This window comes from Cephaloticoccus primus (assembly GCF_001580015.1).
Taxonomy (GTDB): Bacteria; Verrucomicrobiota; Verrucomicrobiia; order Opitutales; family Opitutaceae; genus Cephaloticoccus; species Cephaloticoccus primus.
The window spans coordinates 22,048-47,402 of the sequence record NZ_LSZQ01000030.1; the positions used below are offsets into that span (position 1 = coordinate 22,048).

Annotated in this window: 19 protein-coding genes; 14 read left to right on the forward strand and 5 right to left on the reverse strand. The window is 63.3% G+C overall.

The window, feature by feature from the left end; all coding sequences use genetic code 11:
• Positions 1–18 precede the first annotated feature (18 nt).
• The 3 genes from AXK11_RS03780 to AXK11_RS03790 all read left to right on the forward strand — a co-directional run bounded on the left by AXK11_RS03780 (position 19) and on the right by AXK11_RS03790 (position 4,960).
• Positions 19–1,008: a siderophore ABC transporter substrate-binding protein gene (locus AXK11_RS03780; RefSeq protein WP_068629480.1), complete on the forward strand. Its 990-nt coding sequence runs from the start codon at positions 19–21 to the stop codon at positions 1,006–1,008.
• Positions 1,009–1,247: 239 nt separating this feature from the next.
• The gene (locus AXK11_RS03785; protein ID WP_082780875.1) at positions 1,248–3,149 is read left to right on the forward strand and encodes an ABC transporter ATP-binding protein; all 1,902 of its coding nucleotides are present in this window, start codon (positions 1,248–1,250) and stop codon (positions 3,147–3,149) included.
• A complete protein-coding gene (locus AXK11_RS03790) occupies positions 3,146–4,960 on the forward strand; it encodes an ABC transporter ATP-binding protein (RefSeq protein ID WP_068629484.1) in 1,815 nt (604 codons plus the stop codon). The genes AXK11_RS03785 and AXK11_RS03790 overlap by 4 nt, the downstream gene beginning before the upstream one ends.
• 380 nt (positions 4,961–5,340) lie before the next feature.
• Here the strand turns inward: AXK11_RS03790 and ahcY are convergent, their stop codons facing one another.
• Positions 5,341–6,777: an adenosylhomocysteinase gene (ahcY, locus tag AXK11_RS03795; protein ID WP_068629486.1), complete on the reverse strand. Its 1,437-nt coding sequence runs from the start codon at positions 6,775–6,777 to the stop codon at positions 5,341–5,343.
• A gap of 166 nt (positions 6,778–6,943) precedes the next feature.
• The gene (gene metK / locus AXK11_RS03800; protein ID WP_068629606.1) at positions 6,944–8,167 is read right to left on the reverse strand and encodes a methionine adenosyltransferase; all 1,224 of its coding nucleotides are present in this window, start codon (positions 8,165–8,167) and stop codon (positions 6,944–6,946) included.
• Positions 8,168–8,356: 189 nt separating this feature from the next.
• Between metK and AXK11_RS03805 the strand changes: the two genes are divergently transcribed.
• Genes AXK11_RS03805 through AXK11_RS03815 form a run of 3 tightly spaced genes read left to right on the forward strand, consistent with a single transcriptional unit; the run spans position 8,357 to position 10,041 of the window.
• A complete protein-coding gene (locus AXK11_RS03805) occupies positions 8,357–8,713 on the forward strand; it encodes a hypothetical protein (protein WP_068629488.1) in 357 nt (118 codons plus the stop codon).
• A 54-nt stretch (positions 8,714–8,767) separates the two neighbouring features.
• Entirely contained in the window at positions 8,768–9,358 is a 591-nt protein-coding gene (locus AXK11_RS03810; RefSeq protein WP_156469183.1) for a PIN domain-containing protein, read from the forward strand.
• Positions 9,359–9,402: 44 nt separating this feature from the next.
• Complete coding sequence (locus AXK11_RS03815) at positions 9,403–10,041, forward strand: DUF2339 domain-containing protein (protein WP_156469184.1); 639 nt, start codon at positions 9,403–9,405, stop codon at positions 10,039–10,041.
• Positions 10,042–10,140: 99 nt separating this feature from the next.
• Here the strand turns inward: AXK11_RS03815 and AXK11_RS03820 are convergent, their stop codons facing one another.
• The 3 genes from AXK11_RS03820 to AXK11_RS03830 are packed head-to-tail and all read right to left on the reverse strand — an operon-like array spanning position 10,141 to position 13,207.
• On the reverse strand, positions 10,141–11,229 hold the full coding sequence (locus tag AXK11_RS03820; protein WP_068629495.1) for a uracil-DNA glycosylase: 1,089 nt from the start codon (positions 11,227–11,229) through the stop codon (positions 10,141–10,143).
• Positions 11,230–11,253: 24 nt separating this feature from the next.
• A complete protein-coding gene (locus tag AXK11_RS03825) occupies positions 11,254–12,048 on the reverse strand; it encodes a riboflavin synthase (protein ID WP_068629497.1) in 795 nt (264 codons plus the stop codon).
• Positions 12,049–12,103: 55 nt separating this feature from the next.
• Positions 12,104–13,207 (reverse strand): S1C family serine protease, encoded by a 1,104-nt coding sequence (locus tag AXK11_RS03830; protein WP_068629499.1) that lies wholly within the window; start codon positions 13,205–13,207, stop codon positions 12,104–12,106.
• A gap of 108 nt (positions 13,208–13,315) precedes the next feature.
• Between AXK11_RS03830 and leuS the strand changes: the two genes are divergently transcribed.
• The 8 genes from leuS to AXK11_RS03870 all read left to right on the forward strand — a co-directional run bounded on the left by leuS (position 13,316) and on the right by AXK11_RS03870 (position 25,162).
• A complete protein-coding gene (gene leuS / locus AXK11_RS03835; protein WP_068629501.1) occupies positions 13,316–16,012 on the forward strand; it encodes a leucine--tRNA ligase in 2,697 nt (898 codons plus the stop codon).
• Between the two features lie 120 nt (positions 16,013–16,132).
• On the forward strand, positions 16,133–17,068 hold the full coding sequence (locus AXK11_RS03840; protein ID WP_068629503.1) for a hypothetical protein: 936 nt from the start codon (positions 16,133–16,135) through the stop codon (positions 17,066–17,068).
• A gap of 172 nt (positions 17,069–17,240) precedes the next feature.
• The gene (locus AXK11_RS03845; RefSeq protein WP_197456790.1) at positions 17,241–18,377 is read left to right on the forward strand and encodes an outer membrane beta-barrel protein; all 1,137 of its coding nucleotides are present in this window, start codon (positions 17,241–17,243) and stop codon (positions 18,375–18,377) included.
• 23 nt (positions 18,378–18,400) lie between these two features.
• Positions 18,401–19,045: a polysaccharide biosynthesis/export family protein gene (locus tag AXK11_RS03850; RefSeq protein WP_068629507.1), complete on the forward strand. Its 645-nt coding sequence runs from the start codon at positions 18,401–18,403 to the stop codon at positions 19,043–19,045.
• Positions 19,046–19,048: 3 nt separating this feature from the next.
• Complete coding sequence (locus tag AXK11_RS03855) at positions 19,049–21,304, forward strand: GumC family protein (protein WP_082780855.1); 2,256 nt, start codon at positions 19,049–19,051, stop codon at positions 21,302–21,304.
• Between the two features lie 292 nt (positions 21,305–21,596).
• On the forward strand, positions 21,597–22,448 hold the full coding sequence (locus AXK11_RS03860) for an LpxI family protein (protein WP_068629608.1): 852 nt from the start codon (positions 21,597–21,599) through the stop codon (positions 22,446–22,448).
• A 270-nt stretch (positions 22,449–22,718) separates the two neighbouring features.
• Positions 22,719–23,519 (forward strand): tetratricopeptide repeat protein, encoded by an 801-nt coding sequence (locus AXK11_RS03865; protein ID WP_156469185.1) that lies wholly within the window; start codon positions 22,719–22,721, stop codon positions 23,517–23,519.
• Positions 23,520–23,581: 62 nt separating this feature from the next.
• Complete coding sequence (locus AXK11_RS03870; RefSeq protein ID WP_068629512.1) at positions 23,582–25,162, forward strand: ABC transporter substrate-binding protein; 1,581 nt, start codon at positions 23,582–23,584, stop codon at positions 25,160–25,162.
• Positions 25,163–25,355 lie beyond the last annotated feature (193 nt).

Genomic DNA, 25,355 nt, shown 5'->3' on the forward strand with positions numbered 1-25,355 from the left:
CCAACGAAAAAATCCGCCATGTACCTCAAGATCCGACACCGGAATACCGCTCTATCCTTGCTCGTCATCACAACGCTTGCCGCGCTGGGTTGTGAGGGGAAACAGAGTCCCACGAGCAGCGCCGCACTGGCGGCCTCCCCAGCCTACGCCGCACCGATCAGCGTCCGCCACGAACTGGGGACGACCGTACTCGAAAAGCGCCCTCAACGCGTGGTGGCGCTGGACATGAACGAAGTCGATTTCCTCGACCAACTCGGCGTCCCCGTCGCCGGCATGCCGCAGGACTTTGTGCCGCACTTTCTCGACCGCTATAAACGCGCTCCGGAGATTCTGGATACGGGCGCCATCGTCGCGCCCAATCTGGAGCGCGTGCACGCGGCCAAGCCCGACCTCATCCTGATCACCTCGCTGCAAGCGGGCCACTACCGGGAGCTCTCCCAAATCGCCCCGACGATCCACTTCGACGTGAACTATCGGGACAGCCAAGCCGCGCACATCGAGGTCATCAAGAATCACCTCATCACGCTGGGCCGGATTTTCGGGAAAGAAGCCCTCGCACAGCGCAGGGCCGCCGAGCTCAATGCCAAGGTCGCCGAGGCTCGGCGCATCATCCAAGACCGTCCGGAAAAAGCCCTGATCGTCCTGCACAACAACGGCGCCTACAGTGCCTTTGGCCCGAGATCCCGCTACGGCTTTGTCTTCAGCGGACTGGGCGTAAAGCACGCTGGCCCGACGGCCGAGACCGGGCTGCACGGCCATCCCGTATCCAGTGAGTTTATCCAGCAGGCCAACCCGGACATCATTTACGTGATCGACCGCAGCGCCGTCATGGAAAGCCGCCCCGCACTGAGCGCGCAGACGCTGGACAACCCTTTGTTGCGTCAGACCCACGCCTGGAAAAACGACCGCGTGATCTTCGCCGATCCGGAGGCGTGGTACATCACCGCCGCCAGCCCCAGCTCCCTGCACCTCATCATCGATGACGTACTCAAAGCGTATCGGGACTGAGTGCTGCTCGCCCCTTTTGCCCCGCGCTACGTGCATACGCGCACGCCATGCTTCCCTCTCACATCCACCGCGCTGCTCGCGCCCTCAACATCACCGATTCTCACCCACCGGGCTATAACTCCGCTTACATCGGCAGCGGGCGACTTAAGCGAAATGCCTAACGTTCCGGCTACCTTGCCTGGGGCGGGTGCCCTGCAAACCAGTGAGTGAAGCTCCCCCTCCTCCCTTCTTATCCCCTCATGGCTTCTCACCCGATAAAGACTCCGCTCAGTTTTGGCAGCTTGCTGCGGCTCGCCGCCTGGCCTCTAGGCGGGGCGATCATCACCGCGATTGGCTCGGCCGCGCTGAGTATCGCGCCGCTGTGGTTCATCTACCGGATCGCGGTCGAGCTGTTCGCTCCGCAGCCCGACATGGCCGCCGTGTGGCAGCTCGCGTTGGGAGCACTCGGCCTGCTGTTCCTGCGCTGGGCGCTAATGGTAGGCAGCCATGTGCTGGCGCACATCGGCGCGTTTGGCATCCAGCATCGGTTGCGACTCGCGATGGCCCGGCGGCTGGGTGAGGTGCCGCTGTCGTTTTTTTCGGGACGCGGCTCGGGCAGCCTGCGCCGCACACTCACCGACGATGTCAGCGGGCTGGAGGGATTTTTCGCGCACATGCTGCCCGACATGGTGGCAGCGGCGACTGTGCCGCTGATCGCCGCCGCGGTGCTATTCGCGGCAGACTGGCGCCTGGCCTGCGCCGCGATGGTGCCGCTGCCACTGGCCTTGGTCGCGCAATGGTGGTGGATGCACGGGATGGGCGAGCGCATGCGCGAGTGGGGCGAGCTGCAAAAGCGGATCGCCAATCAGGTCGGCGAATACGTGCGCGGCGTCCATGTGGTTAAAAGCTTCGGGCTGGACGCGCGCTCTTTTGGCGAGCTCGCCAGGGCCGTGCACGGCGCGGTCGCCTGGGTCGTGGGCTACGCCAAGAGCACGTCCGGCGGCTGGGTGCTGTTTAGCGCGTTGCTGACTTCAAATCTGGCAGTGGTCGCCCCGCTCGGCGCGTGGCTGCATCTGCGCGGCAGTCTGGATTTGCCCACCTATGTGCTGTTCTTGCTCGTAGCGCCGTCCGTGCTGGCGCCGCTGCTGCGGCTGATGTTTGCGCTCTCCGAGCAGGCCCAGCGCGTACAGGCACTGGGCCGCATCAATGCAGTGCTGGCTGCCGCGCCAATGAATGCGGCGGATGCGACGCCCGCGACCGAAACCGCGAGTGCCCCTCCCACCCTGTCCGCCCTGCTCACACCCGCCGCGGAAAAGAGGCCGGCGGGAGACTCCTCTCCGGCGATTGAGTTTGGCGAAATCCGACACCGCTACGGCGAAACGCTCGCACTCGACGGAGTGAGCTTTCGCGCCGAGGCGGGCCAGTTAACCGCACTCGTCGGCGCAAGCGGCTCGGGCAAGAGCACGCTCGTGAAGCTCGTCGCGCGGCTTTACGAGTTTGAGTCGGGCAGCCTGAGAGTTGGCGGGCGCGACGTGCGCCAGTGGCCGTTGGATGAACTGCTCGCGCGGCTCGGCATCGTGTTTCAGGAGGTCTTTTTGTTCGACGGCACGGTGCGCGAAAACCTCGCACTCGCGCGACCCGATGCCTCCGACACGCAGATAGAGGCCGCCGCCCGCGCCGCCTGCGCGCACGACTTTATCACGGCGCTGCCGCAGGGCTACGACACGCCGCTGGGCGAGCGCGGCGCACGGCTTTCGGGCGGCGAGCGGCAGCGCATCTCGATCGCGCGCGCCCTGCTCAAGGACGCGCCGATCCTGCTTCTGGACGAAGCCACCGCCAGCGTGGATGCCGAGAGCGAAGCCCAGATCCAGCAGGCGCTGGATAAGCTGTGCCAGGGCCGCACGGTGCTCATGATCGCGCACAGGCTGCACAGCGTGATGCACGCCGACCGGATCGTGGTGATGGAGGCGGGCCGCGTCGCCGGTCAGGGGAGGCACGACGAGCTGCTCAAAAACTGCGCGAGCTACCAGCGCTTGTGGCGCGACCACGAAGAGGCACGCGATTGGTCGCTCTCGGTGAGCACTGCCAGCTCCAGACCACCGCCGAAGCCTCCAGGCCCGGCCACAACCGCCGCCGCGCAGGGGAAGGAGGTGCAGCCATGATCCGCGAACTGGTGCAATCGGGCTTCCGGCTCGCGGGAACGCGCGACCCGAAGCTGGTGCGCGGCCTGATCTGGGCCGCCGCCGAAGGGCTGTTTATCGCTGCGCCGAGCGGGCTGCTCTACCTGCTCCTGAACGGCGTGTTTGCGCAAAACCTCAGGCCCGCACAGATCCTGTGCTACGGGCTTCTGATGGTGCTTTGTGCCGTGCTGCGCATCGTCGCGGGGCGACTCGGCATGCCACAGGTTTTTAGCGGCGCCTACGCGATGATGGGCGAGGCACGGCTGCGGATCGCCGACCACTTGCGCAAGCTGCCGCTCGGCTGGTTCGGCAAGCAGCGCGGCGGCGATCTCGGCGCACGGCTGACCTCCGATCTGGAGCTCGTCGAGCACCTGTGGTCGCACTTCCTCGGAGTCTTCGTGGCGGGCCTGGCCATGCCGCTGTTCCTCGTGGTTTTCCTGCTCTGGGTCGATTGGCGGCTGGCCTTGCTGCTCCTGATGGGCCTGCCGCTCGCGCTGCTGTCGCTCGTGTGGAGCCAGCGTGTCGCCGCGCGGCCCAGCACGCGGCTGATGACGGCCAACGCAGCCGCTCAATCTGCCCTGCTGGAGTACGTGCAGGGCATCGCCGTGATCCGCGGTTTTGGGCGTTTCGGTGACGTGTGGCAGCGGCTCGAAGCCACCTTGAGCGAACACCACAGGGCGCTGCTCGCGGTCGAGATAAAGCCCGCCCCGTGGCTGGCTGCGTACGGATTTTTCCTCGAAACAGGCTACCTGACGCTCGTGCTCACGGGGGCGTGGTGGCTGGCCGAGGGCACGCTCGGCCCCGCCACACTGCTGCTGTTTTTGGTGCTGGCGCTCCCCGTCTACCGGCAACTCTTCGAGGTCGGCCTGTCCACAATGATGCTGCGCTTCGCGCGGCGCGCGCTGGCGCGGATCGAGGCCATCCTGGGGGAAACCGCGCTGCCCGAGCCCGCCTTGACCAAGGCACCGCAGGGGCATGACATCGTGTTTGAGCGGGTGAGCTTCGCCTACGAAGCGCAGGGCGAACGGGCCGTGGCAGAGGTCCTGAGCCCAAGCGAAGCGGAGGCGGAAGCCGCACTGCCGCCACAGGCACTCATTGACGTATCGTGCCGGATTTCGCCGCAGACGCTCACCGCAGTAGTCGGCCCCAGCGGCGCGGGGAAAAGCACTTTTGTGCACCTGATCGCGCGGCTGTGGGATGTGAGCAGCGGGGCGATTCGGCTGGGCGGCTTGGACTTGCGCGAGATCGGCACCGACGCGCTGCACCGGCATGTGGCAATGGTCTTTCAAGACGTGCTGCTGTTCTCCGGCTCCGTGCTCGACAACATCCGCATCGGCAAGCCCGACGCCACGCGCGACGAAGTCATTGAGGCCGCGCGGCGCGCGCAGGCACATGAGTTTATCGAGGCACTCCCGCAGGGCTACGACACGAGGGTTGATGAAGGCGGCGCCAGCCTTTCGGGTGGCGAGCGGCAGCGCCTCTCAATCGCCCGCGCCCTGCTCAAGGACGCGCCCGTACTCCTCCTGGACGAAGCCACGGCCAGCGTCGATCCCTCGGCCGAAGCGCAAATCCAGCGCGCCATCGCCGAGCTCGCGCGCGGACGCACCGTCATCGTCATTGCCCACCGGCTCAAAAACGTGCGCCATGCCGATCAAATCCTCGTCCTCGAAAAAGGTCGCCTCGTCGAGCACGGCACACACGCCGAACTGCTGGAGCAGGGCGGCCTGTACTCGCGCCTGTGGGCCGCCCAACAAAACACCCCACACTGGCAACTGGGCTCCATCATTCGCTGAGCTTTTAAAGCAATTGGCGATTTTCTTTAAAAGCTCTGCGGGAAATTTAAGTCCGCTTAAATTCCCCTCGGCCCTTTTTAAGTGAAGCGCCCCTTTCTTTAAAAGTGGAGCGTCGTAATGAATTGCGGAGCGCAGAAAAAATGCAGGCCGACTGCCCGGCTCCTGCCCTTGAAAAGACAGGTTTGCATCTGGAGTGGGCTGCTGAAGGAGGACGCGCGGAAAACAGCGTTGAGAACGCGATCAACGCAGTTACCGCGCGCCAAACTCGTTAACCCAAAAATTCGCCCCGATGGAAAAGCCCCCGCCTCTCCGACGAATTGGAAGGCTACGCCGACCAGCGATTTGGGCCGCCCTGCCCGCCCCTCGCTCGCCCCGCTACGTTAGTAGCGGTAGTGCTCGGGCTTGTAGGGGCCGTCGACCGGGACGCCGAGGTAGTCGGCTTGCTCCTTTGTCAGGCGCGTGAGTTTGGCGCCGATTTTCTCCAGGTGCAGGCGGGCGACTTCTTCGTCGAGGTGCTTGGGCAGCCGGTAGACGCCGGGTTGGTAGCGGTCTTTGTTTTCCCAAAGGTCGATCTGCGCGAGCGTCTGATTGGTGAAGCTGTTGGACATCACAAAGGACGGATGACCGGTCGCGCAGCCGAGGTTTACGAGGCGGCCTTCGGCGAGGAGGTAGATCGTGGGGCCGTTTTTCCCGAAGGTGAATTTGTCGTACTGCGGCTTGATGGTGGTGCGGGTGACATCTTTGGCGGCGTAGAGGCGTGCGCCCTGGATCTCGTTGTCGAAGTGGCCGATGTTGCAGACGATGGCCTGGTCTTTCATCCGGCGCATGTGTTCGAGGGTGATCACGTCGCGGTTGCCGGTGGTGGTCACATAGATGTCGGCCTGGCCGAGCGTGGACTCGACGGTGTTGACCTCGAAGCCTTCCATCGCGGCTTGCAGCGCGTTGATGGGGTCAACCTCGGTGACGATGACGCGCGCGCCGAAGCCGCGCAGCGAGTGCGCCGAGCCTTTGCCGACGTCGCCGTAGCCGCACACGCAGGCGACCTTGCCCGCGATCATCACATCGGTCGCCCGCTTCAGCCCATCGGCCAGCGACTCGCGGCAGCCGTACAGGTTGTCGAACTTCGACTTGGTGACCGAGTCGTTGACGTTGATTGCGGGGACGAGGAGCTGGCCTTTTTCGTGGAGCTGGTAGAGCCGGTGCACGCCCGTGGTGGTCTCCTCGGAGACGCCGCGCCAGTCGGCGACGATTTGCTTGAAAATGCCCTTCTGCGTGCGGCCGATTTTCTTGAGGAGTTTTTTAACGACCTCCTCTTCCTCGGACTCGGAAGCGTTGTTTACCCAATCGCTGCCCTGCTCCATTTCGTAGCCCTTGTGGAGCAGCAGCGTCGCGTCGCCACCATCATCGACGATGAGTTGCGGGCCTTTGCCGCCGGGAAAGTTGAGCGCGCGCCAGGTGAGCTCCCAGTACTCGTCGAGCGTCTCGCCCTTCCACGCAAAGACGGGAATGCCGGCCTTGGCGATTGCGGCGGCGGCATGGTCTTGGGTCGAAAAAATGTTGCAGGATGCCCAGCGAACATCGGCGCCGAGCGCGACAAGCGTTTCGATCAAAACCGCGGTCTGGATCGTCATGTGGAGCGAGCCAGTGATGCGCACGCCTTTGAGCGGCTTTTTCTTGCCGAACTTTTTGCGCAGCGCGATCAGCCCGGGCATTTCGTGCTCGGCGATGTCGAGCTCCTTGCGGCCCCAGTCGGCGAGCGAGAGGTCACGGACGATGTAGTCTTGGTCTTTGGGAGCGGTTTTCAGAAGAGAGGCCATCGGGTAAGATGTGTGGATGTGGTTTATTTAGTGAAAATGGGCTGGGCGGGAGAGGGCGGGAGGCGGCCTTCGCCGGTTTACAGTTTAACCGGTAAACCAAAGCGGGCCGCCCGCGCGGGTTTCCGGCCCTCGGGTCGGAGGGTTCGTCCCGCGCATGCGTGGGCGTTTACTTTTCCGCCCCCGTTTCTATGGCGGCCTTCAACTCGCTGACCTTGTCGGTCTTCTCCCAAGGCAGGCCCGCTTTGCCGAAATGGCCGTACTGCGTGGTCTGCCGGTAGAAGGGGTGCAGGAGGTCGAGCTGCTCAATGATGTCGGCCGGCTTGAAGCTGAATACCTTATCAATCGCCTTCACGATCTGCTCATCGGAGACCGTGCCCGTGCCAAAGGTGTTTACGTAAACGCTGACCGGCTTCGGGTGGCCAATCGCGTAGGCGACTTGCAGCTCGCATTGTTTGGCGAGACCCGCGGCGACGATGTTTTTGGCGACCCAGCGGCACATGTAGGCCGCCGAGCGATCGACCTTCGACGGGTCCTTGCCGGAAAAGGCGCCGCCGCCGTGGCGGCCCCAACCGCCGTAGCTGTCGACAATGATCTTGCGGCCCGTGAGGCCGGAGTCGCCTTGCGGCCCGCCCACGACGAACTTGCCGGTCGGGTTGACGAGGAACTCCGTGTTCCCGGTAAGCAGCTCGGCGGGGAGGACTTTTTTGATCACGTTATCGATGATGAAACGCTCGATCTCGGCATGCTTCACGTCCGCGCTGTGCTGCGTGGAAACGACGACGTTTACAATCTCGGCGACGCGGCCATCGACGTAGCGGACGGAGACTTGCGACTTCGCATCGGGGCGCAGCCAGGCAACTTTGCCGCTCTTGCGCAGGCGCGTAAGCTCGCGGCCGAGCCGGTGCGCGAAAATCACTGGCGCGGGCATGAACTCCTCGGTCTCATCGGACGCGAAACCAAAGATCAGCCCTTGATCGCCCGCGCCTTGCTCGGCGGTTTTCTTGCCCTCGACGGAGCGCGCATCGACGCCTTGGGCGATGTCCGCAGATTGCGCGGTCAGGGTGTTGGTGATGAACGCCGTGTCGGCGTGAAAAATGTCATCGTCATGCGTGTAGCCGATCTCGCGGATCGCTTCGCGGATGACCTGGTTCACGTTAAAGGCCGCATCAATCGGCTTCGAGCGGCCAGTCGTCTTGTCCTGAAGCTTGGGCAAGGTGATCTCCCCGCCGACGATGACCGTGTTCGACTTTACGAAAGTCTCGCAGGCCACCCGCGCGTTACGGTCAAAGGCCAAACAGGCATCAAGGATGCTGTCGGAGATAAAGTCCGCGACCTTATCCGGGTGGCCCTCACCGACCGATTCGGAGGAAAACACAAAGGAATTTGCCATAACAGCGCCGAGCACAGGCACCCGCTCCACTCAACGCAAGCCGCGAAAACATCATATTTGAATTTACTGATGGATATGACGGAGATCGTGTCGTGTTCCAGGTTCGCGCAGGAAAAGGAGCCGAAGAGCTCTTGCGGGAAAAGCGGGCCGGGCCTAGTTCTCCCTGAAAAAAGGAAAGGAACACCTGCCATGCCCATTGCCCAACTCGCCGAGCCGCCGACACAGTCGCTCCCCGCCAAGCCGCGGGCCGAGTCCCGCAAACCCCAGCGAGCGAGCAAAAGGCCGCCCATCGACTTGACCAAGGAAACGCTCTCCGCTTCCGAGGGCTCCCGACTCCTCAACCAGGAAGAATGGATCCTGCGCATGCTCTGCCGCAGCGGTTCCATCCCCAGCCGCGAGATCAACGGCGAGTACCACATCCCGCTGCCCGACTTCTTTGCCTACCGGCGCGAACGGCAGGCGATTTTCGATGAGCTGGATAGCGACGACTTCATGGACCAGATGGCTGAAATCAGCGCCGAGCTGGAGAGGCAGGGGCTCCAGTAGAGGGCAGACGGGACAGGCTCCTGCCCCCCAGTTTTTTTAATCCGGCCTACTCCGATGAGCACCTCCATCAATACGGCAGTAGTGCCGGAACTCGTAGCGGTTGATGCCTGTGTTTTGGCCAATCAGAAGGTCGCCAACGTAGTGCTCACGTTCGCCAAGCTCTCATCGGCCCCCTTTTCTCCGCGCTGGTCTTCGCAGATTCTTGAGGAGACCTACCGCACTCACACGGAGAGTCTACATTGGGATCCGCGGATCGCTCGCGGTTTTCAGGCGGCGGTTCTGGCCCAGTTTCCGACCAGCTTGGTCAGCGGCTACGAAAAGTGGATTCCCCGCTGTACGAATCACGAAAAAGACCGGCACGTCCTGGCCTGTGCGATTGAGTCCAAGGCAGGCACGCTCCTCACCTACAACTTGCGCGACTTTGCCTCAAAGGATCTGAGCCCTTGGCGCATCCGGGCCCTCCACCCGCAGGACTACCTGCTTGAGCTTCATAGGCAGAACGACAGATGGGTGCAGGCTGCACTTGAGAAAGTCGCAATCAAGCGCTCACAAAAACTCGGGCGCCGAGTCACCGTCCGGGACGAGCTAAAGGTGCTTGCGCCCTTCGTCCCCGAGTTCGCCAAAACGCTCCTCGCACAGATCTGAGGCAGTCGGTGCCGCCCCGCAAAACCGTAGGCCCATCCCTCCAAGTGATTGCCAAACTCGACAGCCCTCATCAAAGGCGGGGACGCTTGTATACGCTGCTCGGCAGGTCGCTGATGGGGCGCAGACGCCTGCACCCGCTGGCACAGAGCTACACCATCCTAGCGGTTGGTTTTGCCACACTCGTGGTGCCATGGGGACTGTCGGGGAGCGCTACTGCCGCAGTCTTCGCACTGGAAGGCGCGGGACTGGTTTGGCTCGGCTGGGTGCAACAGTGGCGCTCGGCGCGCATCGGCGGCATAATGCTGCAGGTCGCCGCCGCGCTGTTCTGGATTCAGGCGGCAGTACCTGTGGCCCGCGAGAATGCCGAGGCGTTTGTAGTCATCGCCAATGCGGGCTTCATCGGCGGGGGGATGATCGCTTTGGCCGGCCTCGCCATTGCCTGGCTGTATCGGCAGCATGCCCCCCGCAGCTACATCGCACGTGGCGCCTATTTGTGGGGGCTGGGCTGGTGGCTGGGGATCGCGGGGCGGGAAATCCTCGAATACGGCCAAACGCATTATTTCCTGCATGACTATAGCTGGCGCTATGAACTGCACACACTGCTGCTGCTGTTGGGCCTCACCGGCTGGCTGGCGGCAGCCCGGAAGCGGCATACCACGCGTGCCTTGGTCTCCAGCCATTAGGAGCACTCACTGAAACCGGCCCCTGCGCAGCAGGGAAGCAGTCGCTACGTGGCCACAAAGATCCGCGCGGGCGTCAATGGGAGCAGACACCCGCCCCATTCAGCCAAGGAAGTAGCCGCGTTGCTTTTCCGAAATCGGCAGGGCCGCGCGCTCCATGACTTTCAGAAAATCCTCCCAGATGGTGCGCTTCGAGCGGTTCGACTGGTTCCGCAAGATGTAGCTCGGGTGGTAGGTGACCATCAGCGGGCAGCCCGCGAATTCGCGCCACTTCCCGCGCAGCTCGCCCAGCGTTTTAAACGCATCGTGCCCGAGCAGGCCGCGAGCCGCAGTCGCTCCCAGCGCGACGATCACCTGCGGCGTGAGGATCGAGAGCTGCGCCTGCAAGTAGGGCAGGCAGTAGGCCATCTCCTCCGGCGTCGGCGGACGGTTGCCCACTTGCTCGCCGTCCGCGCGCAGAGTCGGCATTTGCGGCCGCCAGTTCATGATGTTGGCGATGTAAACGTCTTCGCGTGCCAAGCCCATCGCCTGAATCATCTTGGTGAGAAGCTGCCCCGCGCGACCGACAAAGGGCTCGCCCTGCTCCTCCTCATCCGCGCCCGGTGCCTCGCCCACGAACACGATCTTCGCCTCGGGATTCCCCACGCCAAAGACGACCCGCTTGCCGGGCCGGAGCTGCGCGCGGCAAACCTCGTCGCTGAGGACGATCTCGCGCAGCGCGGCGAGCCGCTCCGCCTTCGTGCCCGCTGTGGGTATCGTGAAAGTCGCAGACCTTGTTATTGACGGCGTCGGAAGCGGCGGAGGCGGCTCTTTCACCGGCGGCGAACTCAACGCAGGCGCAGGTTCGAGTGGGGAAAGTGCGGCCGCGAGTTGAGGCCGCGCTGCGCTCGGGCGCGGCGAGGCGGGAGCGGCAGGAGCGGCGCCGACGGCAGCAGGGCGGCTTTCCATGTGGGCGAGTGGTGCGGATTCACGAGTTGGACGCGGCTCGGGGCGTGCTACCCCGCGCAACTCGCCGACGGAACGGTTTGCCGCCGATTGGCCTTCGGAGACGACAGGCTGCGCACTCGCCCTCCGCTTCCGCACGGCGGCGCGCAGCCGCTCCAGACTCTCGGGAGCGACCGAGATTTCGCGCAGCCCGCTGGCCTTCAGGCGGCGGAGCTCCTCGGTTAACGCAGTCAGTGAGGCACGCATCGGCAGTCGTCGTCGCAGCGCGTGTTAGCCCTGCGCAAAATCAGCACCGTCGAGCGCAGCGAGCTCAACCACCTGCGCATCGGCCCCACTAGAGCTTCCCGATACGCCGCGCCGCGAATCGCCAAGGATCTTGGCCGCGTATTTGCCCAAAAGATCGTATTCGAGGTTCACCGGATCGCCCGGGCGCTTTTCGCCCAGATTGGTCTCGGCCAGCGTGGTGGGGATCAGCCACACGGCCAGCCGCCCGTCATCGACTTCGGCCACGGTGAGCGAAACGCCATCAATCGCGATTGAGCCCTTATGAACGATGGGCCCGCGCTGTGCCTCATCCTCGGGCAAGCTGACTTCCAGACGATAGTCCGCGCCGTGCCGGGTCAGGCTCACGACCCGGCCCACACCGTCAATGTGGCCGGTGACGAAGTGGCCGCCGAGCCGCGCATCGGCCCGCAAGCTGCGCTCAAGATTGAGGTGCCGCTCCTCCCGCTCGCCCTGCCCGTTCCGTCGCTCGCCACCCGCACCCGCGTTGGCGCCGCTAGCGGGCACGCCGCTCAACGCGGCAAAATTCGTCAACCGCCGCGTTTCTTCCAAAACGTCGAAGGTGAGCGTCCCCGCGTCGCGATCAATCGCCACCACGGTCAGGCAGCAGCCGTTGACGGCGATACTGTCGCCCAGGGCCGCGTCGCTCAGGACACGCCTGGCGGCGAGTGTCAGGTGCCAACTTCCTTCGCTCACGGCGCCCGAGCTCGCATCGACCTCAGCACTCGCGGCACGGGAAAACGCGAGCAGCCGTCCTTTTTCTTCTACAAGACCGGTAAACATGGGAGCAGGATTTGCAGGCACGCCGCCGCTGCGCACGCGCGATTTTGAGGTGTGGTTAATAAGGCGCGTTTTCGAGCGTGAGGATCAAGATGCGTGGCTCGTCCGCACGCTCGCGGACGACCTCGATAAAGAGCGTATCCCCGGGCGCCCGACGCGCGACTTCGCGCTCCAGATAACGGCCCAGCCGACTCGGCGGGCGGATCGCGGGCAGCTCGCGGCTGTTGATCGATACGACCACATCGCCCGGCTGCATGCCCGCTTTTTGCGCCGGGCTGTCGGGCAAGACATCGCCCACCGTCAGGGCCGGCCGTTTACCGAGGCCGAGCCGCTCGGCAGTCTCGCGATCAACCGGCCGCAGCCGCTCAAAGCCGGCCCAGGCAGCCGTGCGCGCCGAAGCACTGGCGGGGATGCGTGTGCGCAAGTGCGGCAAGACCTCTTCGGCGAGGAGCACAGCGGAAGTCTCGTCGGGATTGATCATCACGACGGGGATTCCGTCGCGGTCGCGCTCGGAGAACTGGAGCGCAGCCTGGCCAAAACCGCCCTGCCCCAGCCCCACGAAATCCCCCGCGCCGTTAAAAACGGGTAGGCCAGGGCCCGCTACCTCACGCGCGGCAAAGGCGAAGGCCTCGGGCACTTCTGCGACGAGAGACACACGGCTACTCAGAAAATACGGCGCGAAGCCCTCATCTTTCTTGCGCAATCCGATGCCCCAAAGCTCTTCGGCCACCTGGGGCCGCGAAGACTGCCCGTCGTAAAAACTCAGCGCACGAAAACGCGTAATCGGGGTGAGCAGGGCCGCCGCACCCGGCGACTCCACCTGTACGAAATGCCAGTCCGTAAAGGCATCGTAGCCGAGATAACGTGCCGGAATCGGCGCATCGGTGTCTCCGCCCGGCAGGTAAATACGAAAATCTCTGAGCGCATCGAGCGGCATCTGTTGATCAATCGCGCCCGTACTGAAAATCACCGTCCCGCTCTCGTCGATCACGGTGCCAAAGGCCTGAACCTCTCCCGAAGACGCCACCCCGCCGGTGCCCGCTATGCGAAACTCGACCGCTACAACGCTCGCACTGCGTTCGCGCCAAAGCTCGGTGAGCGATTGCGCCGGGGAGCGCGCAGGCAGCAGCGCCAGAAGCGTGCAAAATGCGGCCAGCAACACCGAAGCGAAAGCCCGCTTCGGAGCGCTTGCCCGAGGCTGGCGCGGCCCCCGTGCGGGGAAGGAGATTGACCCAAAAAGCGGATAATTCACGGTGGACCGTTTCATATTATGTCTCAGTGCAAAGAATACGACTTTCGGCAGATCGAAGCAAAGTGGCAATCATTCTGGAGGGAAAAGGAGAGCTTTCGCGCCAGCACGATAGATGAGCAGCAAGGCAGGGAACCAGCCGCCCGCGCGAAGCCCAAGTTTTATATCTTGGACATGTTCCCCTACCCCTCGGGGGCCGGGCTGCACCTCGGGCACTGCGAAAACTATGCCATCACCGACATCATGGCGCGGTTTAAGCGCGCACAGGGGTTTAACGTGCTCTACCCCATCGGCTGGGATGCCTTTGGGCTGCCCACGGAAAACTACGCGGTCAAAACAGGCCGCCACCCTGCCGACGTAACCCGCGAAAACGTGGCGACCTTCAAGCGCCAGCTCCGCTCGATCGGTGTGTCGTATGACTTCGGGCGCGAGATCAATACCACTGACCCGCAGTACTTCAGGTGGACGCAGTGGATCTGGCTAAAACTCTTTGAGCGCGGGCTGGCCTATGTGGAGGACAAGCCCGTGTGGTGGTGCCCGGCGCTCGGTACCGTCCTCGCCAACGAAGAGGTGATCGACGGCAAATCCGAGGTCGGCTCGCACCCGGTCGAGCGCCGCCCGCTGCGCCAGTGGGTACTGCGCATCACCGACTATGCCGACCGGCTGCTCGCCGGACTTAAAGACCTCGACTGGCCCGACTCGACCAAGCGGATGCAGGCCGCGTGGATCGGCCGCAGCGAGGGCACCGAGGTCGAGTTCGACATCGACGGGCTCGACGGGCAGCGACTGCGAATCTTCACCACGCGGGTCGATACGCTCTACGGCGCGACCTACATGGTCATCGCGCCCGAGCACCCGCTCGCCGCGCAGCTCACCACGCCCGGGCAACGCGAGGCCGTCAGCAGCTACACGCGCGCCGCCGCCGCGAAGAGCGACCTCGAACGCGCCGAGCTCGCCAAGGAAAAGACCGGCGTTTTCACCGGCTCCTACGCGATTAATCCCGCCACCGGAAAACGCATCCCGATCTGGATCGCCGACTACGTGCTCGCGAGCTACGGCACGGGCGCGATCATGGCCGTGCCCGCGCACGACGAGCGCGACTATGCGTTTGCGCAAAAATTCGGGCTGCCAGTCATCCAGGTCATCGCGCGCCCTCCCGCCCTCCCGCCCACCGGGGCGAAAAACGCAGCGGCGCAGGCAGGCGGCGACGGCAGCGCGGCGAGCGAGCCGCCGGAAGCCGTGACCGAGCTCCCGTTTTGCGAAAACGGAGACGGGCTGCGCTTGATCAACTCGGGCGAGTGCGACGGGCTCTCGCCCGCCGAGGCCGCCGCCGCGCTCCAGAAGCGTTTCGCCGCCGAAGGCCGCGGCAAGGCCACTGCGCAGTACAAGTTGCGCGACTGGCTCTTCTCGCGCCAGCGCTACTGGGGTGAGCCCTTCCCCATCGTTTGGGTAAGCGAGGCCGATTATCACGGCGCACTGGCGCATGCGCGGGAAAACGGCGTCGCCCTGCCCACCCCGCCCGCGCCCGTAGCCGCGATTTTTGACGGCGAAGAACGCTTCGCCCTCCCCATCCCCACCTCAGCACTCCCGCTGGAGCTCCCCAAAGTGCAGAGCTACGAGCCCACCGGCACAGGCGAAAGCCCGCTGGCCGCCGTGACCGATTGGCTGGAGATCTGGCACGAGCCGCACAGCGGGGCCGCCGTTCCCGCGAGCCAGCCCCGCCCCGCGCCGCACTGGGTGCGCGCCCGCCGCGAGACCAACACCATGCCGCAGTGGGCGGGCTCGTGCTGGTACTACCTGCGCTACCTCGACCCGCAAAATGCCCAAGAACTCGCCTCGCCCGAGGCGCTGCGCTACTGGGGCACGCCCGACCTCTACGTCGGCGGCGCCGAGCACGCCGTCCTGCACCTGCTCTACGCGCGCTTCTGGCACAAGGTGCTCTACGACCTCGGGGTGGTCCCGACCGACGAGCCTTTCAAGCGCCTCTTTCACCAAGGGCTGATCCTCGGCGAGGACGGCGAAAAAATGTCCAAGAGCCGCGGCAACGTGGCCAATCCAGACGACATTATCGCCCGCTATGGCGCGGATACACTGCGGCTGTACCTGATGTTCCTCGGGCCGCTCGAAGCCATGAAGCCCTGGAGCCCGCGCGGCATCGAAGGCGTATACCGCTTCCTGCAAAAAATCTGGCGCGAGTGCCTCGACTCAGAAGGGCAGCTCAGCGCGAAGATCGACGATTCGCAGCCTGACTCCGAGCCGCTCCTGCGCACGCTGCACGAGACGATTCGCAAAGTCGGCGACGACATCGCCGCGCTGCGCTACAACACCGCGATTTCGCAAATGATGATCTGCGCCAACGCCATTCAGAAGGCCGAGCACATCAGCCGCGACTCGATCAAACGTTTCCTGCAAATCCTCGCTCCTTTCGCCCCGCATTTTTGCGAAGAACTGTGGTCGCGGCTCGGCGAGAGCGGCTCCATCGGCACTGCGCCCTGGCCCGATTACGATCCGCAGTGGCTGGAGCGCGATGAATGCCGCCTCGTTTTTCAGGTAAACGGCAAGCACCGCGGCGACGCACTCCTCCCAAAAAATTGCTCGCAAGACGAAGCACTCGCCCAAGCCAGGGCTCACCCGAAAGTCGCCGCCCAACTGGAGGGGAAAACCATCCGCCGCGTTATCTTCGTCCCTAATAAGATCGTTAACCTTGTCGCTCAGTAGTACAAATACTTAGTAAAAAGCTCGCTATACCGTGTGGTACGCACTCGTAATTTTTTGCCGAGGCAATACCCAACCAAAACTACTCTCCTCCATACGCAGTCCTAACTCGCACAAAACATCATGGCTACACACTTAAAACCACGGCTCGGTCTCGCACTCGCGGCCCTCGTTGCGGCGCTCGGCACAGCCACCGCCCAAGCCCAAACTCCAGTATTTTATGGCCCTTCGGGCGATGTGACTGGATCGCTCGCAGATAATCTCATCAGTAAACTCTACGCCGTCGAGGTCGACGGAGAGGCCTACTTGGAAAACCATGGTGTAATCACCCCGCTCAGCGCGCGTGAAGTCCATATCGCCGAAGGCTCGACCGTTTACACCGAAGAGGCGTCCACCACCACTTTGGTAATCTCCAACGGCACCGGCCTGTTTCTCAACGAAGACGGACGCTTCAGTATCACGCGTGCCGCCCAAGAGCCCTTTGTCGGCGAGCGCGGCGACCTGATCGCCGAGCCTTCCGTCTCCAACATCCAGATTTATCACGAGAGCGGCGTGCTCGGTGTTTGCACCAGCCGACTTTTGCCGGACTCCCTGCTTGAAATCGTGACAGACGAGGCCGTCGTCCGCATCCCCGACGGGAAGCTCGTCTTCGAGCGTAATCGCGAGGGCACTTGGGTCACGCTGGTCGGCGGCGATGCCAGCGCGCAGGCCGGAAAGGTTTACTACGCGGGGCAAGGCCGTGATCTCAACATCCACGAAAAGATCTTTTTTCCCGCCGATGGCGGCGAGCCCACCCTCACCAAGCTGAGTGGCCGCGACCTCAGCGAGATGGAAGGCATCGTCACAATCGCCTGTCTCGCGCGCCGCAGCGTCTACTTCGATGCCCCCGGCGACATCATCACCACGCCTGACCAGGCGGAAGGCCCCGGCGATGGAATCATCGGTGTGCCCACAACCCCGGGCACGGGCGGTGGCGGCCCCGGTGGCGGTGGCGGCGGCACCCCACCTACGACCGTGCAGCCTCCTCCGAGCACCGTCAGCCCGGCAGCGATTCCCTGAAATCGCCTCTTCGGCAACGCGTGCAGGAGATGGGGCCGCTCCCTGCCCCTCATCTCCGCTCGCGTAGCCGCACTCTCTCTTAAACAAAGCCACTCTTAAGTACGCCCCTGCTTCCACCCGCTTCTTTTTAGCAAGAGACCGAACACCTAGTACCTGACTCCTTAAATAGATGATGAAAATCACCTCCTCCAAATTCCTGGTGCCAGCAGCACTACTTGGCCTGTTTGCCAATCCGGGCTACAGCCTCGTGACTTTTAACGAGGGGCAAAACAGCCTCTTTGTTAACCTGTCCACAGGCATGACCTGGGACTCCAATATTGACTCAAGCTCGGCCTCAAGGAGCGACCACATCTGGTTCGCCAACACGAGCCTCAACCTCGCCCGCCGCGCTGGGCTCATCAACCTGGATGCCTCGGCCACAGTGAACATCAGCCGGTTTAACGATCAGACGAGCGAGAACTTCGAGAATCCGGCCTTCAGGTTTAACGCCACCAAGACCGGTGGCCGCACCACCGGCTCGCTCTCGCTGAGCGCGCAGCGCCAAAACCGCGCGGACTCGGCGGCCAACATTCGGAACCAGTCTTGGGCCTACGACGCGCAGCTCAACCTGCGCTACCCGATCATCTCGCGCTACTCGCTCACTGGCGGGGCTGGCTTCTCCGAGCGCCGCTTCCAAAACGCGCCTAACTATATCGTCAACGACCGCGTCACCAACTGGAACGCCGACCTCTCCTACGCCTACACCGATCAGACCAACCTCACCGCAGGTTATCGTGGCCGCTACGGTGAGACCAGCGCGCACGACTCCTACTACGACCACGCCTTCCTCGTGGGGATTAACGGGAAAATCCTCCCCAAGCTCACGGGTAACCTGAGACTCGGTTATCAAAACCGCGACAACACCAAGGCTAGCCAGGGCTCGCACAGCAGCATGACTGTCTCGGGCTCGGCGGATTGGAAAATCTCCCAGCGACTGGGCGCCAACTTTAGCCTGTCGAAGGACTTCAGCGTCGCCTCGACCAACATCCACACCGACACGCTCAGTGCAGGTGCCTCGCTCAACTACTCGCTTGGGGCCCGCTTCTCCGCCCACACCGGCATCAATGGTGGTGAGTCGCGCTTCCTCGGTGCTGCAGGTGGGGGCCGCAAGGACGAGTTCTTCGGCGCCAGCATCGGTGGCTCTTACAGCGTCTATGGCGATCTCCTGAGGGTAAACCTCGACTACTCCTACTTCCGTAACTGGTCGAACACCTCGATCTCCGACTACGAGCGCAACTCGATCAGCCTCTACGCATCGAGCCGCTTCTAATCGCCCTAACCTGAGGACAAACGGTGAAACGCCTCCCCTGCATCAAAGCACTCTGCTGCCTGCTGGCCCTCCTGGCCAGCAGCCTGATCGTCCACGGACAATCCAGGCAAAGGCAGCACGGAGGTCCCGCCCAGCCCTCCACCGCTCAAACCTACCGGATCGCGACCAACGACAGCTTGCGCGTGGTCGTCTTTCAGGAGCCCGACCTGGAAATCACCGCGCGCATCGATGCCAGCGGGATGGTAAACCTGCCCCTCCTCGGGCAGATCCGGATCAGTGGCCTCACCATCCCCGAAGCCGAGCGCGCCATCGCCACCGCGTACCAAAACGAGCGCTACCTGCGCGACCCGCAGATCACCATCTCGATCGTCGATTACGCGCCGCGCGAAGTCTCCATACAGGGCCAGGTACGCTCACCGGGCCGCTACCCGATCCCGGTTGAGCACCCGCTAACCCTCGTCGAACTCGTCACCCGTGCGGGCGGCTTCACCGATGTCGCACGCGGCACCGCAGTCACCGTCACCCGAGTTAATTCCGACGGTACTCGCCAAATTTTCACTGTCGATGTAGCCAGCCTGATCCGCGGTCGCTCCCGAGCGAGCACCGAGGATAACGCCCTCGTCCTGCTCCCGGGCGATATCGTCTACGTCCCCGAACGCATTATCTGACCTATGGCTGAACCTGCCGCTGGCATGCCGCCCCCATCCACTCCCTTGGGCGCGGGTGCCTCTACTGACCCCAATATGCCCGCCGGGCAGAGCCGCTCGCTGCGCGACTACTACGTCATCCTGCGCGAGCGTTTCTGGATCGCCCTGCCGCTGGCCCTGCTCGTCGCGCTGGGCATCGGCTACTACCAGGCGCGGCAAACGCCCATGTACGCCAGCACGGCGATCATCCAGTTCGAGCGGCCCGAGACCATCGTCACTACCCAAGGCGTCGTCGATGCCTCGATCCGCAACGAGATCGACCTCAACACCTACATTCACCAGCTCACCAGTAATCGCGTCCGCACCCGCGTCCTTGAGTCACTCACACCCGAGGAGATCGCGATCATCCAGCGCCCCTACCTGAAATCGCAGCCTCCCGGCGAGCCGCTCCCTCCCCTCGCTGCGATGCTTGGGCTCCTGAGCATCGACCCCGTGCGCAACAGCTTCATCCTGCGGCTCACCGTCGGCCATCAGGACCCCGAGGCCGCAGCCATCCTCGCGCAGCGGCACGTCGACCAGTTTCTCAGCTACCTGCTCGATAACATCAGCGGTGTAAACGATACCGCGCTCGATTTTCTCCACGAACGCGCCGAGCAGCTCCGCCTGGAGTCCGAAGCCAAGGCCCAGAAGCAGCAGGAGTACATGGAGAAGAATAACCTGATCTCGCTCGATAGCAGTACCAGCATCGTCGACAACCGGCTCCTCACGATCAACGGAGCCCTCACCGCAGCGCGCCTGCGACTCCTCGAGGTCGAGTCGATCGCCAAGCAAGTCGCCGACTATCAGGAATCCGGGGACAACCTCCTCGAAATCACCTATATCGGAAGCTACGGCACCGTCGCCCCGCTGCGCACCCAGCTCAGCACACTACTGCAAGAGCAAGCCCGCCTCGCCGAGCGCTATCTGGAGCGGCACCCGCGGATGATCGAGACCACCAACGCCATCATCACGACCCAGGAGCACCTCGACTTCGCCGTCCAGGGCGCCATCGCCGATCTCCACGCGAGCCTGACCGAGGTAAACAAAACCATCTCCCAGCTCGAAACCGAGTACACCGCCGCCGAGCAGGAAGCGCTCAACCTGCGCAACATGCGCGTCGACTTCGAGAGCCTCCAGAACGAAGCCCTCGTCGCCCGCTCAAACTACATGCAGATCCTCGACCGGCTTAACCAAACCACTACCACCAAGTATCTGGAAAAAGTACCGATCCGGCTCCTCGACCGCGCGCAAGTCGCCAGCCACCCCTACACCCCCAATTTCCCGAAAATCATCCGCGTGTGTGTGATGATGTTCCTGGTCGTCTTCTTCGGCACGGCCTTCGGCCTCGATTTCATCGACGACCGGATCAAGAGCGCCTGGGACATCGAGAACTTCCTCAACACAAGCCTGCTCGGCATCGTCCCCGACCTTAACAACGTCAAGGACGAGGATAAATACACGCTGCTGCTCAAAGATACGAACCCGACAGCCGTCGAAGCATTCACGGGCATCTACAGCGCGGCCAAGACGCACAGCCTCGTTGATTACCCGAAGGCGATGCTCGTCACCAGTACCATCCCGGGCGAAGGCAAGACCCTCGTCTCCGCCAACCTCGCCGCCAGCTTCGCCCGCCACGGCAAGCGCACGCTGCTCGTCGACTGCGACTTGCGCCGCCCCATGCTCCACCGCCGCTTCGACCTCGCCAACACCAGCGGCCTGATCCCCTTCTACGAATCCGGCGCCAGCCTCGATACCGACCTGTCCACCGATCCGACCCTCGGTATCGTCAAGCTGAACGAAAACCTCTCGCTGCTGCGCTCCGGCGGGCGCTCGCGCCGCCCCACCGAGCTCCTCGAATCCGATCTCTTTGGCGACCTGCTTAAAAAACTCGGCCGATACTACGACCTCATCGTCATCGACTCGCCGCCGCTTGGTGCCGTAACCGACGGGCTCCTCATAGCCGAGCGCGTGGACGAAGTCGCCTACGTCTGCCGCTTCAACCGCGCCCACCGCAAGCACATCCAGCTCTACATGCGCGCCCTGCGCAACGCGAAGACGGAGATCCTCGGCGTCATCCTCAACGGCCTCGCGCCGCGCCGCGTCGAGTACTACTCCAACTACCGCTACTACCGCAGCTACGGCAAATACACCAACGTCGAGCCAGCCCGTGGTGAGCTCGACCGTGAGCCAGCCCGCGCCCCGGAAGCCGCACCCGCGGCGGAACCGGCAGTCGCCGCCTAGCTGTCAGATAGTCGGGCGAAAGGATTAATCCTCTACCCAAAGAATCCGCCCAAACGGGATTTCGCCCTCGTTCGCGCTTTGGGGCTCCTCGCCTGTCGCGAAGCGACAGGGAGGCCAATTTGGGAATCGGCCCCGTCGCTACGCGGCGGAACACGATTCCCAAATTCAATGGCACGTGGCGCCACGCCACCGCCCCACGCGCAGTGGCAGTTTTCGCTCCGGAGTATGAAACTATTTCGCTTCAAAAAGAGCTGCCTCACCGGCCCGCAGACCTGCTAAACGTGTGAGCGTGATGCCTGCCTCCGCTTTTTTGCCCAGAGACTTCGATCCGAGCCGTCCGCTTGGGCTGATCGCGGGCAAAGGGCAGTACCCCCTCCTCGTCGCACAAGCCGCCCGCGACAGCGGCGTCCCCGTCCGGCTCATTGCCTTTGAAGGCGAGACCTCTGCCGAACTCCTCGCACTCTTCCCCGAAAACGAACGCGAGACCATCCTCGTCGGCCAGCTCGGCAAACTCCTTAAAACCCTCACGCGCTTCGGCTGCGGCTCGGCACTCATGGCCGGCCAGATCACCCCGCGCCGCCTCTTCAAAGGGCTGCACCCCGACTTCAAAGCCGCCCAGCTCCTCTTCTCGCTCAAGCGCCGAAACGCCGAAACCATCTTTGGCGCAATCGCCGCCGAAATCGAAAAACTCGGCATCGCCATGCTCGATGCGCGCAGCTTTCTCGACGCACACCTGCCAACGGCAGGGAACATGACGGGCGGCAAATTCCCGATCCCCGACGAATATCTCGCACACGGAATCGCAATCGCTCGCGAATGCGCGCGGCTCGACATCGGCCAAGGCTGCGTCGTGCGCAAAGGCACCGTCCTCGCTGTCGAAGCCTTTGAAGGGACCGACGAAATGCTCCGCCGCGCAGGCCAGTTCAAGACCGAAGACGCCCTCTTCGTGAAAACCGTAAAACCCGCGCAAGACTACCGCTTCGACGTGCCCTGCTTCGGCCTGCACACCCTCGACGTCATGCGCGAAGCCGGCATCCACGCCGCCGCCCTCAAGTCAGGCAGCGTCATCCTCCTGGATAAGCCCGCCATCCTGACCCGCGCCCACGACTGGAAAATCGCCCTCCTGGGCTTTGACGACGAGTGAGCCCCGCTCCTTTTCCGGGGAGGTGCACGACAGCACAAGCGACGGCTCATAAGCCCCCTCGGAAGATTTGGGCTGGCAGCTTGATGTGCAGGCGCAGGGCGACATCGTGAGGTCGCTTCAACCTTGGTTATCGGTGAGGGAGCCCCCCCTTTTTTCGCCCCCCTGTTTGTGTGCCCCATGTCCCTGTTTTTCCTCAGCACCATGTTGGTGCCGGCACGAGGTGCGTGTCGCCGGCTCTGCCTGATTTTAGCAATACCTGTTGTTATACTTTTGGCGTTGCAAGTGGGCGGGGCTCCACTCGCTGCGGGTGCCCCGAGCCTCGACGATCCGTGGGAGGATGTGCTTCGCACGCGCTATACGGCAGCCTCGAAGAAGTTCGAGCGGCTTCACGCGGCCAACCCCGACGACAGGCGAATCGCGGTGGCCCATGCGGCGGCACTGCTAACGCGCGACCCGATGACGCGGGGCAACGTCCGCAAGGCCCGAGCCACGCTCATAAATGTGGTCAACGAAACCCCTGCCAGCGAAGCAGAGTATCGCCCCCTGGCGCTGCTCTTACTCGGGCGCATTGATCACGACCATGTGGAGCCCGTGCAGTTCGAGAGCGCACGCGCGTTTTACGAGCAGCTCCGCAGCGAATACCCCGAGCACACTCTCGCCGATCAAGCCGCGGTGCAGTTGATGATGCTCGCGTATTGGCAACACTCCGCCACCGAGCCCGAGGCGGTTGCAGAGGAGCTGGAGGCGATACTCCCATCGGTGAAAAGCCAGTATGCCCGTCTCATGCTACACACGCTGGCCGTAGGGCTCTACTCGGACAAGCTGGGCGACTGGGACGCAGTGCTGCGGCATCTCGCTACATCGCTCGCACAAGGATCCACCGATCACAGTATCCACCTGAGGATCGGTTGGGTCGCCCGCAAAATCGGCCTGCCCAAACTGGCTGCTGAGCACTACCGCGCTTTTGCGCAAGCCGCACCGCGCGACATACGCGCGCACACGTCGCTACGAATCGCACGCGAGCTCGAGCAGGAGGAGCCCAGCGCCGCGCAGCCGGGTAAAAACGAGTAACCCGCCCGCCATCACCCCTCGTTCCCCACAGCCAGAGCTCTGCGAACACTCAGCCCCGCCCCATGAGAAACGTCAAAACACTGCGCAACAGGATCGGCACCGGCATTCTCACCCTCGCGCTCCTCGCCTCCTTCTGGACAGTCGCCTCGCGCAACATCCAGGAGCTAGCCAGCGACCAGATCGAAATCCGCATCGGCCACTCCGAACTCCACACGGGCATGCGCGAAGCCTTCGAGGCTGCGATCAAAGCCTACCAAGCACTCCACCCCGGAGTGCGGATCGTGCAGACGCCGATCCCCCAGCGGATCTACCCCGCTTGGTCGCGCACACAGCTCGTCGGCGGTACCGCCCCCGACATCATGCCGCTGGCGGGGACCGAGATAGAGATCACCCAGTTCTTCCTGCCGCTGACGGATTTGGTCACCGCGCCCAATCCCTACAACGCAGGCACGAGCCTCGAAGGAGTCGCTTGGCGGGACACCTTTTTCGACGGGCTCACAGGCATCAGCGACCGCATGCGCTGGACTGCGCCCGACGAAGTTTTCGGCGTCATGCTGCAAACCACTTCGCTGCGGCTCTATATCAACCGCGATATGCTGCGCGAAATCACCGGCAGCGATGCGCTCCCCCGCGAGTACGCCGATCTCTACGCGCTTGGCCAAAAGATCCGCAACTACAACCAGCGCACCGGTAAGCGCCTCATCCCGATTGCCAGTTGCAAGCCCTACGCCGAGTACACCTTCGACCGCATCGTCGCCTCGCAGACGCAAAAATTCCTCACCGAGTACAGCTTTCACATGATGCCTTGGGGGCTCTATCGCCCGATGTACGATGGGGTTTTCACCTACAGCGAGACTCCCGAGTTCGTGAGCAGTCTGGAGCTGATGCACGAAGTATCGCAGCTCCTGAGCCCCGGGTTTCAACAGTTTGCCCCGGAGGATGCCATCGCCACCTATCTCCAGCAGCGCAGCGTGATGCTCGTCGCCGGCAGTTGGGATTATGCGGTACTGATCGACCGGGTGCCCTTTGAGACCGTCGTCAGCACTCTGCCGATGCCCTCGACAAACGATCCCCGATACGGACGCTTCACACTCGGGCAGGCTGCTGAGCCGGTTAAAACCACCGCCGCACTGGGCGTCATTCGCACAAGCCCGCATCCCGAGGTCGCAATCGATTTCCTGAGGTTTCTAACCAGCCAGCCAATCGCCACCGAGTTCGCCAACATCAGCAAACGCCTCTCTGCGATTATCGACGTCCCCGTGCCCGAAGGGCTCCAGCTCATGGCCGCGCAAACCGAAGGCGAAATCCCGGGCTTCCGCGTCGATAATTTTCTCGGCAGTCACAACATCGTAAACCTCATCCAGCGGCACATCCACAAGGTGATCGGGCCGCAGCCCGACCTGCGCGGCTTTGCCGAAACAATCGATGCCGAGCTCCCCCGCCAGATCCGCGAAGACCTCAGAACCTACCAACGCTTCGACCGCCAGAATACCCAGCGGCTTGATGCGCTGCTCGCGCTGCACTACCTGCTGCCCTACGAGCACCCCGCACACGCCAACTGGATCGTGCACGCCGAAGCCCAGAGCGGGAGCCAACACCGCTACATGGAATACCAACTCTACCTGGAAGATGCCCAACCATGAAGGGCGCGCGGGCGCGGGCAGGGCGGTGGAAATCGTTGGACGGCCCTTCCCTTTCACTACGCCCGTCGGCTGCGCCGCATTTTGGCTTGTGCGTCATAAATCGGGAAAACGCTAGACAGCGCGGAGCGCCCTTACACTGTCGGCGGCTTGCATCAGGAATGAGTTGGTCGCTTTCCCCCCAAAGGAAAATGAT

Excerpts from the sequence above, each read along its gene's own strand:
- AXK11_RS03825 (WP_068629497.1), bottom strand. The coding sequence starts at position 12,048 with ATGTTTACCGGTCTTGTAGAAGAAAAAGGACGGCTGCTCGCGTTTTCC.
- AXK11_RS03785 (WP_082780875.1), top strand. The coding sequence starts at position 1,248 with ATGGCTTCTCACCCGATAAAGACTCCGCTCAGTTTTGGCAGCTTGCTG.
- AXK11_RS03820 (WP_068629495.1), bottom strand. The coding sequence starts at position 11,229 with ATGCGTGCCTCACTGACTGCGTTAACCGAGGAGCTCCGCCGCCTGAAG.
- AXK11_RS03780 (WP_068629480.1), top strand. The coding sequence starts at position 19 with ATGTACCTCAAGATCCGACACCGGAATACCGCTCTATCCTTGCTCGTC.
- AXK11_RS03810 (WP_156469183.1), top strand. The coding sequence starts at position 8,768 with ATGAGCACCTCCATCAATACGGCAGTAGTGCCGGAACTCGTAGCGGTT.
- ahcY (WP_068629486.1), bottom strand. The coding sequence starts at position 6,777 with ATGGCCTCTCTTCTGAAAACCGCTCCCAAAGACCAAGACTACATCGTC.
- AXK11_RS03805 (WP_068629488.1), top strand. The coding sequence starts at position 8,357 with ATGCCCATTGCCCAACTCGCCGAGCCGCCGACACAGTCGCTCCCCGCC.
- AXK11_RS03840 (WP_068629503.1), top strand. The coding sequence starts at position 16,133 with ATGGCTACACACTTAAAACCACGGCTCGGTCTCGCACTCGCGGCCCTC.
- leuS (WP_068629501.1), top strand. The coding sequence starts at position 13,316 with ATGTCTCAGTGCAAAGAATACGACTTTCGGCAGATCGAAGCAAAGTGG.
- AXK11_RS03855 (WP_082780855.1), top strand. The coding sequence starts at position 19,049 with ATGGCTGAACCTGCCGCTGGCATGCCGCCCCCATCCACTCCCTTGGGC.
- AXK11_RS03790 (WP_068629484.1), top strand. The coding sequence starts at position 3,146 with ATGATCCGCGAACTGGTGCAATCGGGCTTCCGGCTCGCGGGAACGCGC.
- AXK11_RS03870 (WP_068629512.1), top strand. The coding sequence starts at position 23,582 with ATGAGAAACGTCAAAACACTGCGCAACAGGATCGGCACCGGCATTCTC.
- AXK11_RS03860 (WP_068629608.1), top strand. The coding sequence starts at position 21,597 with ATGCCTGCCTCCGCTTTTTTGCCCAGAGACTTCGATCCGAGCCGTCCG.
- AXK11_RS03845 (WP_197456790.1), top strand. The coding sequence starts at position 17,241 with ATGAAAATCACCTCCTCCAAATTCCTGGTGCCAGCAGCACTACTTGGC.
- metK (WP_068629606.1), bottom strand. The coding sequence starts at position 8,167 with ATGGCAAATTCCTTTGTGTTTTCCTCCGAATCGGTCGGTGAGGGCCAC.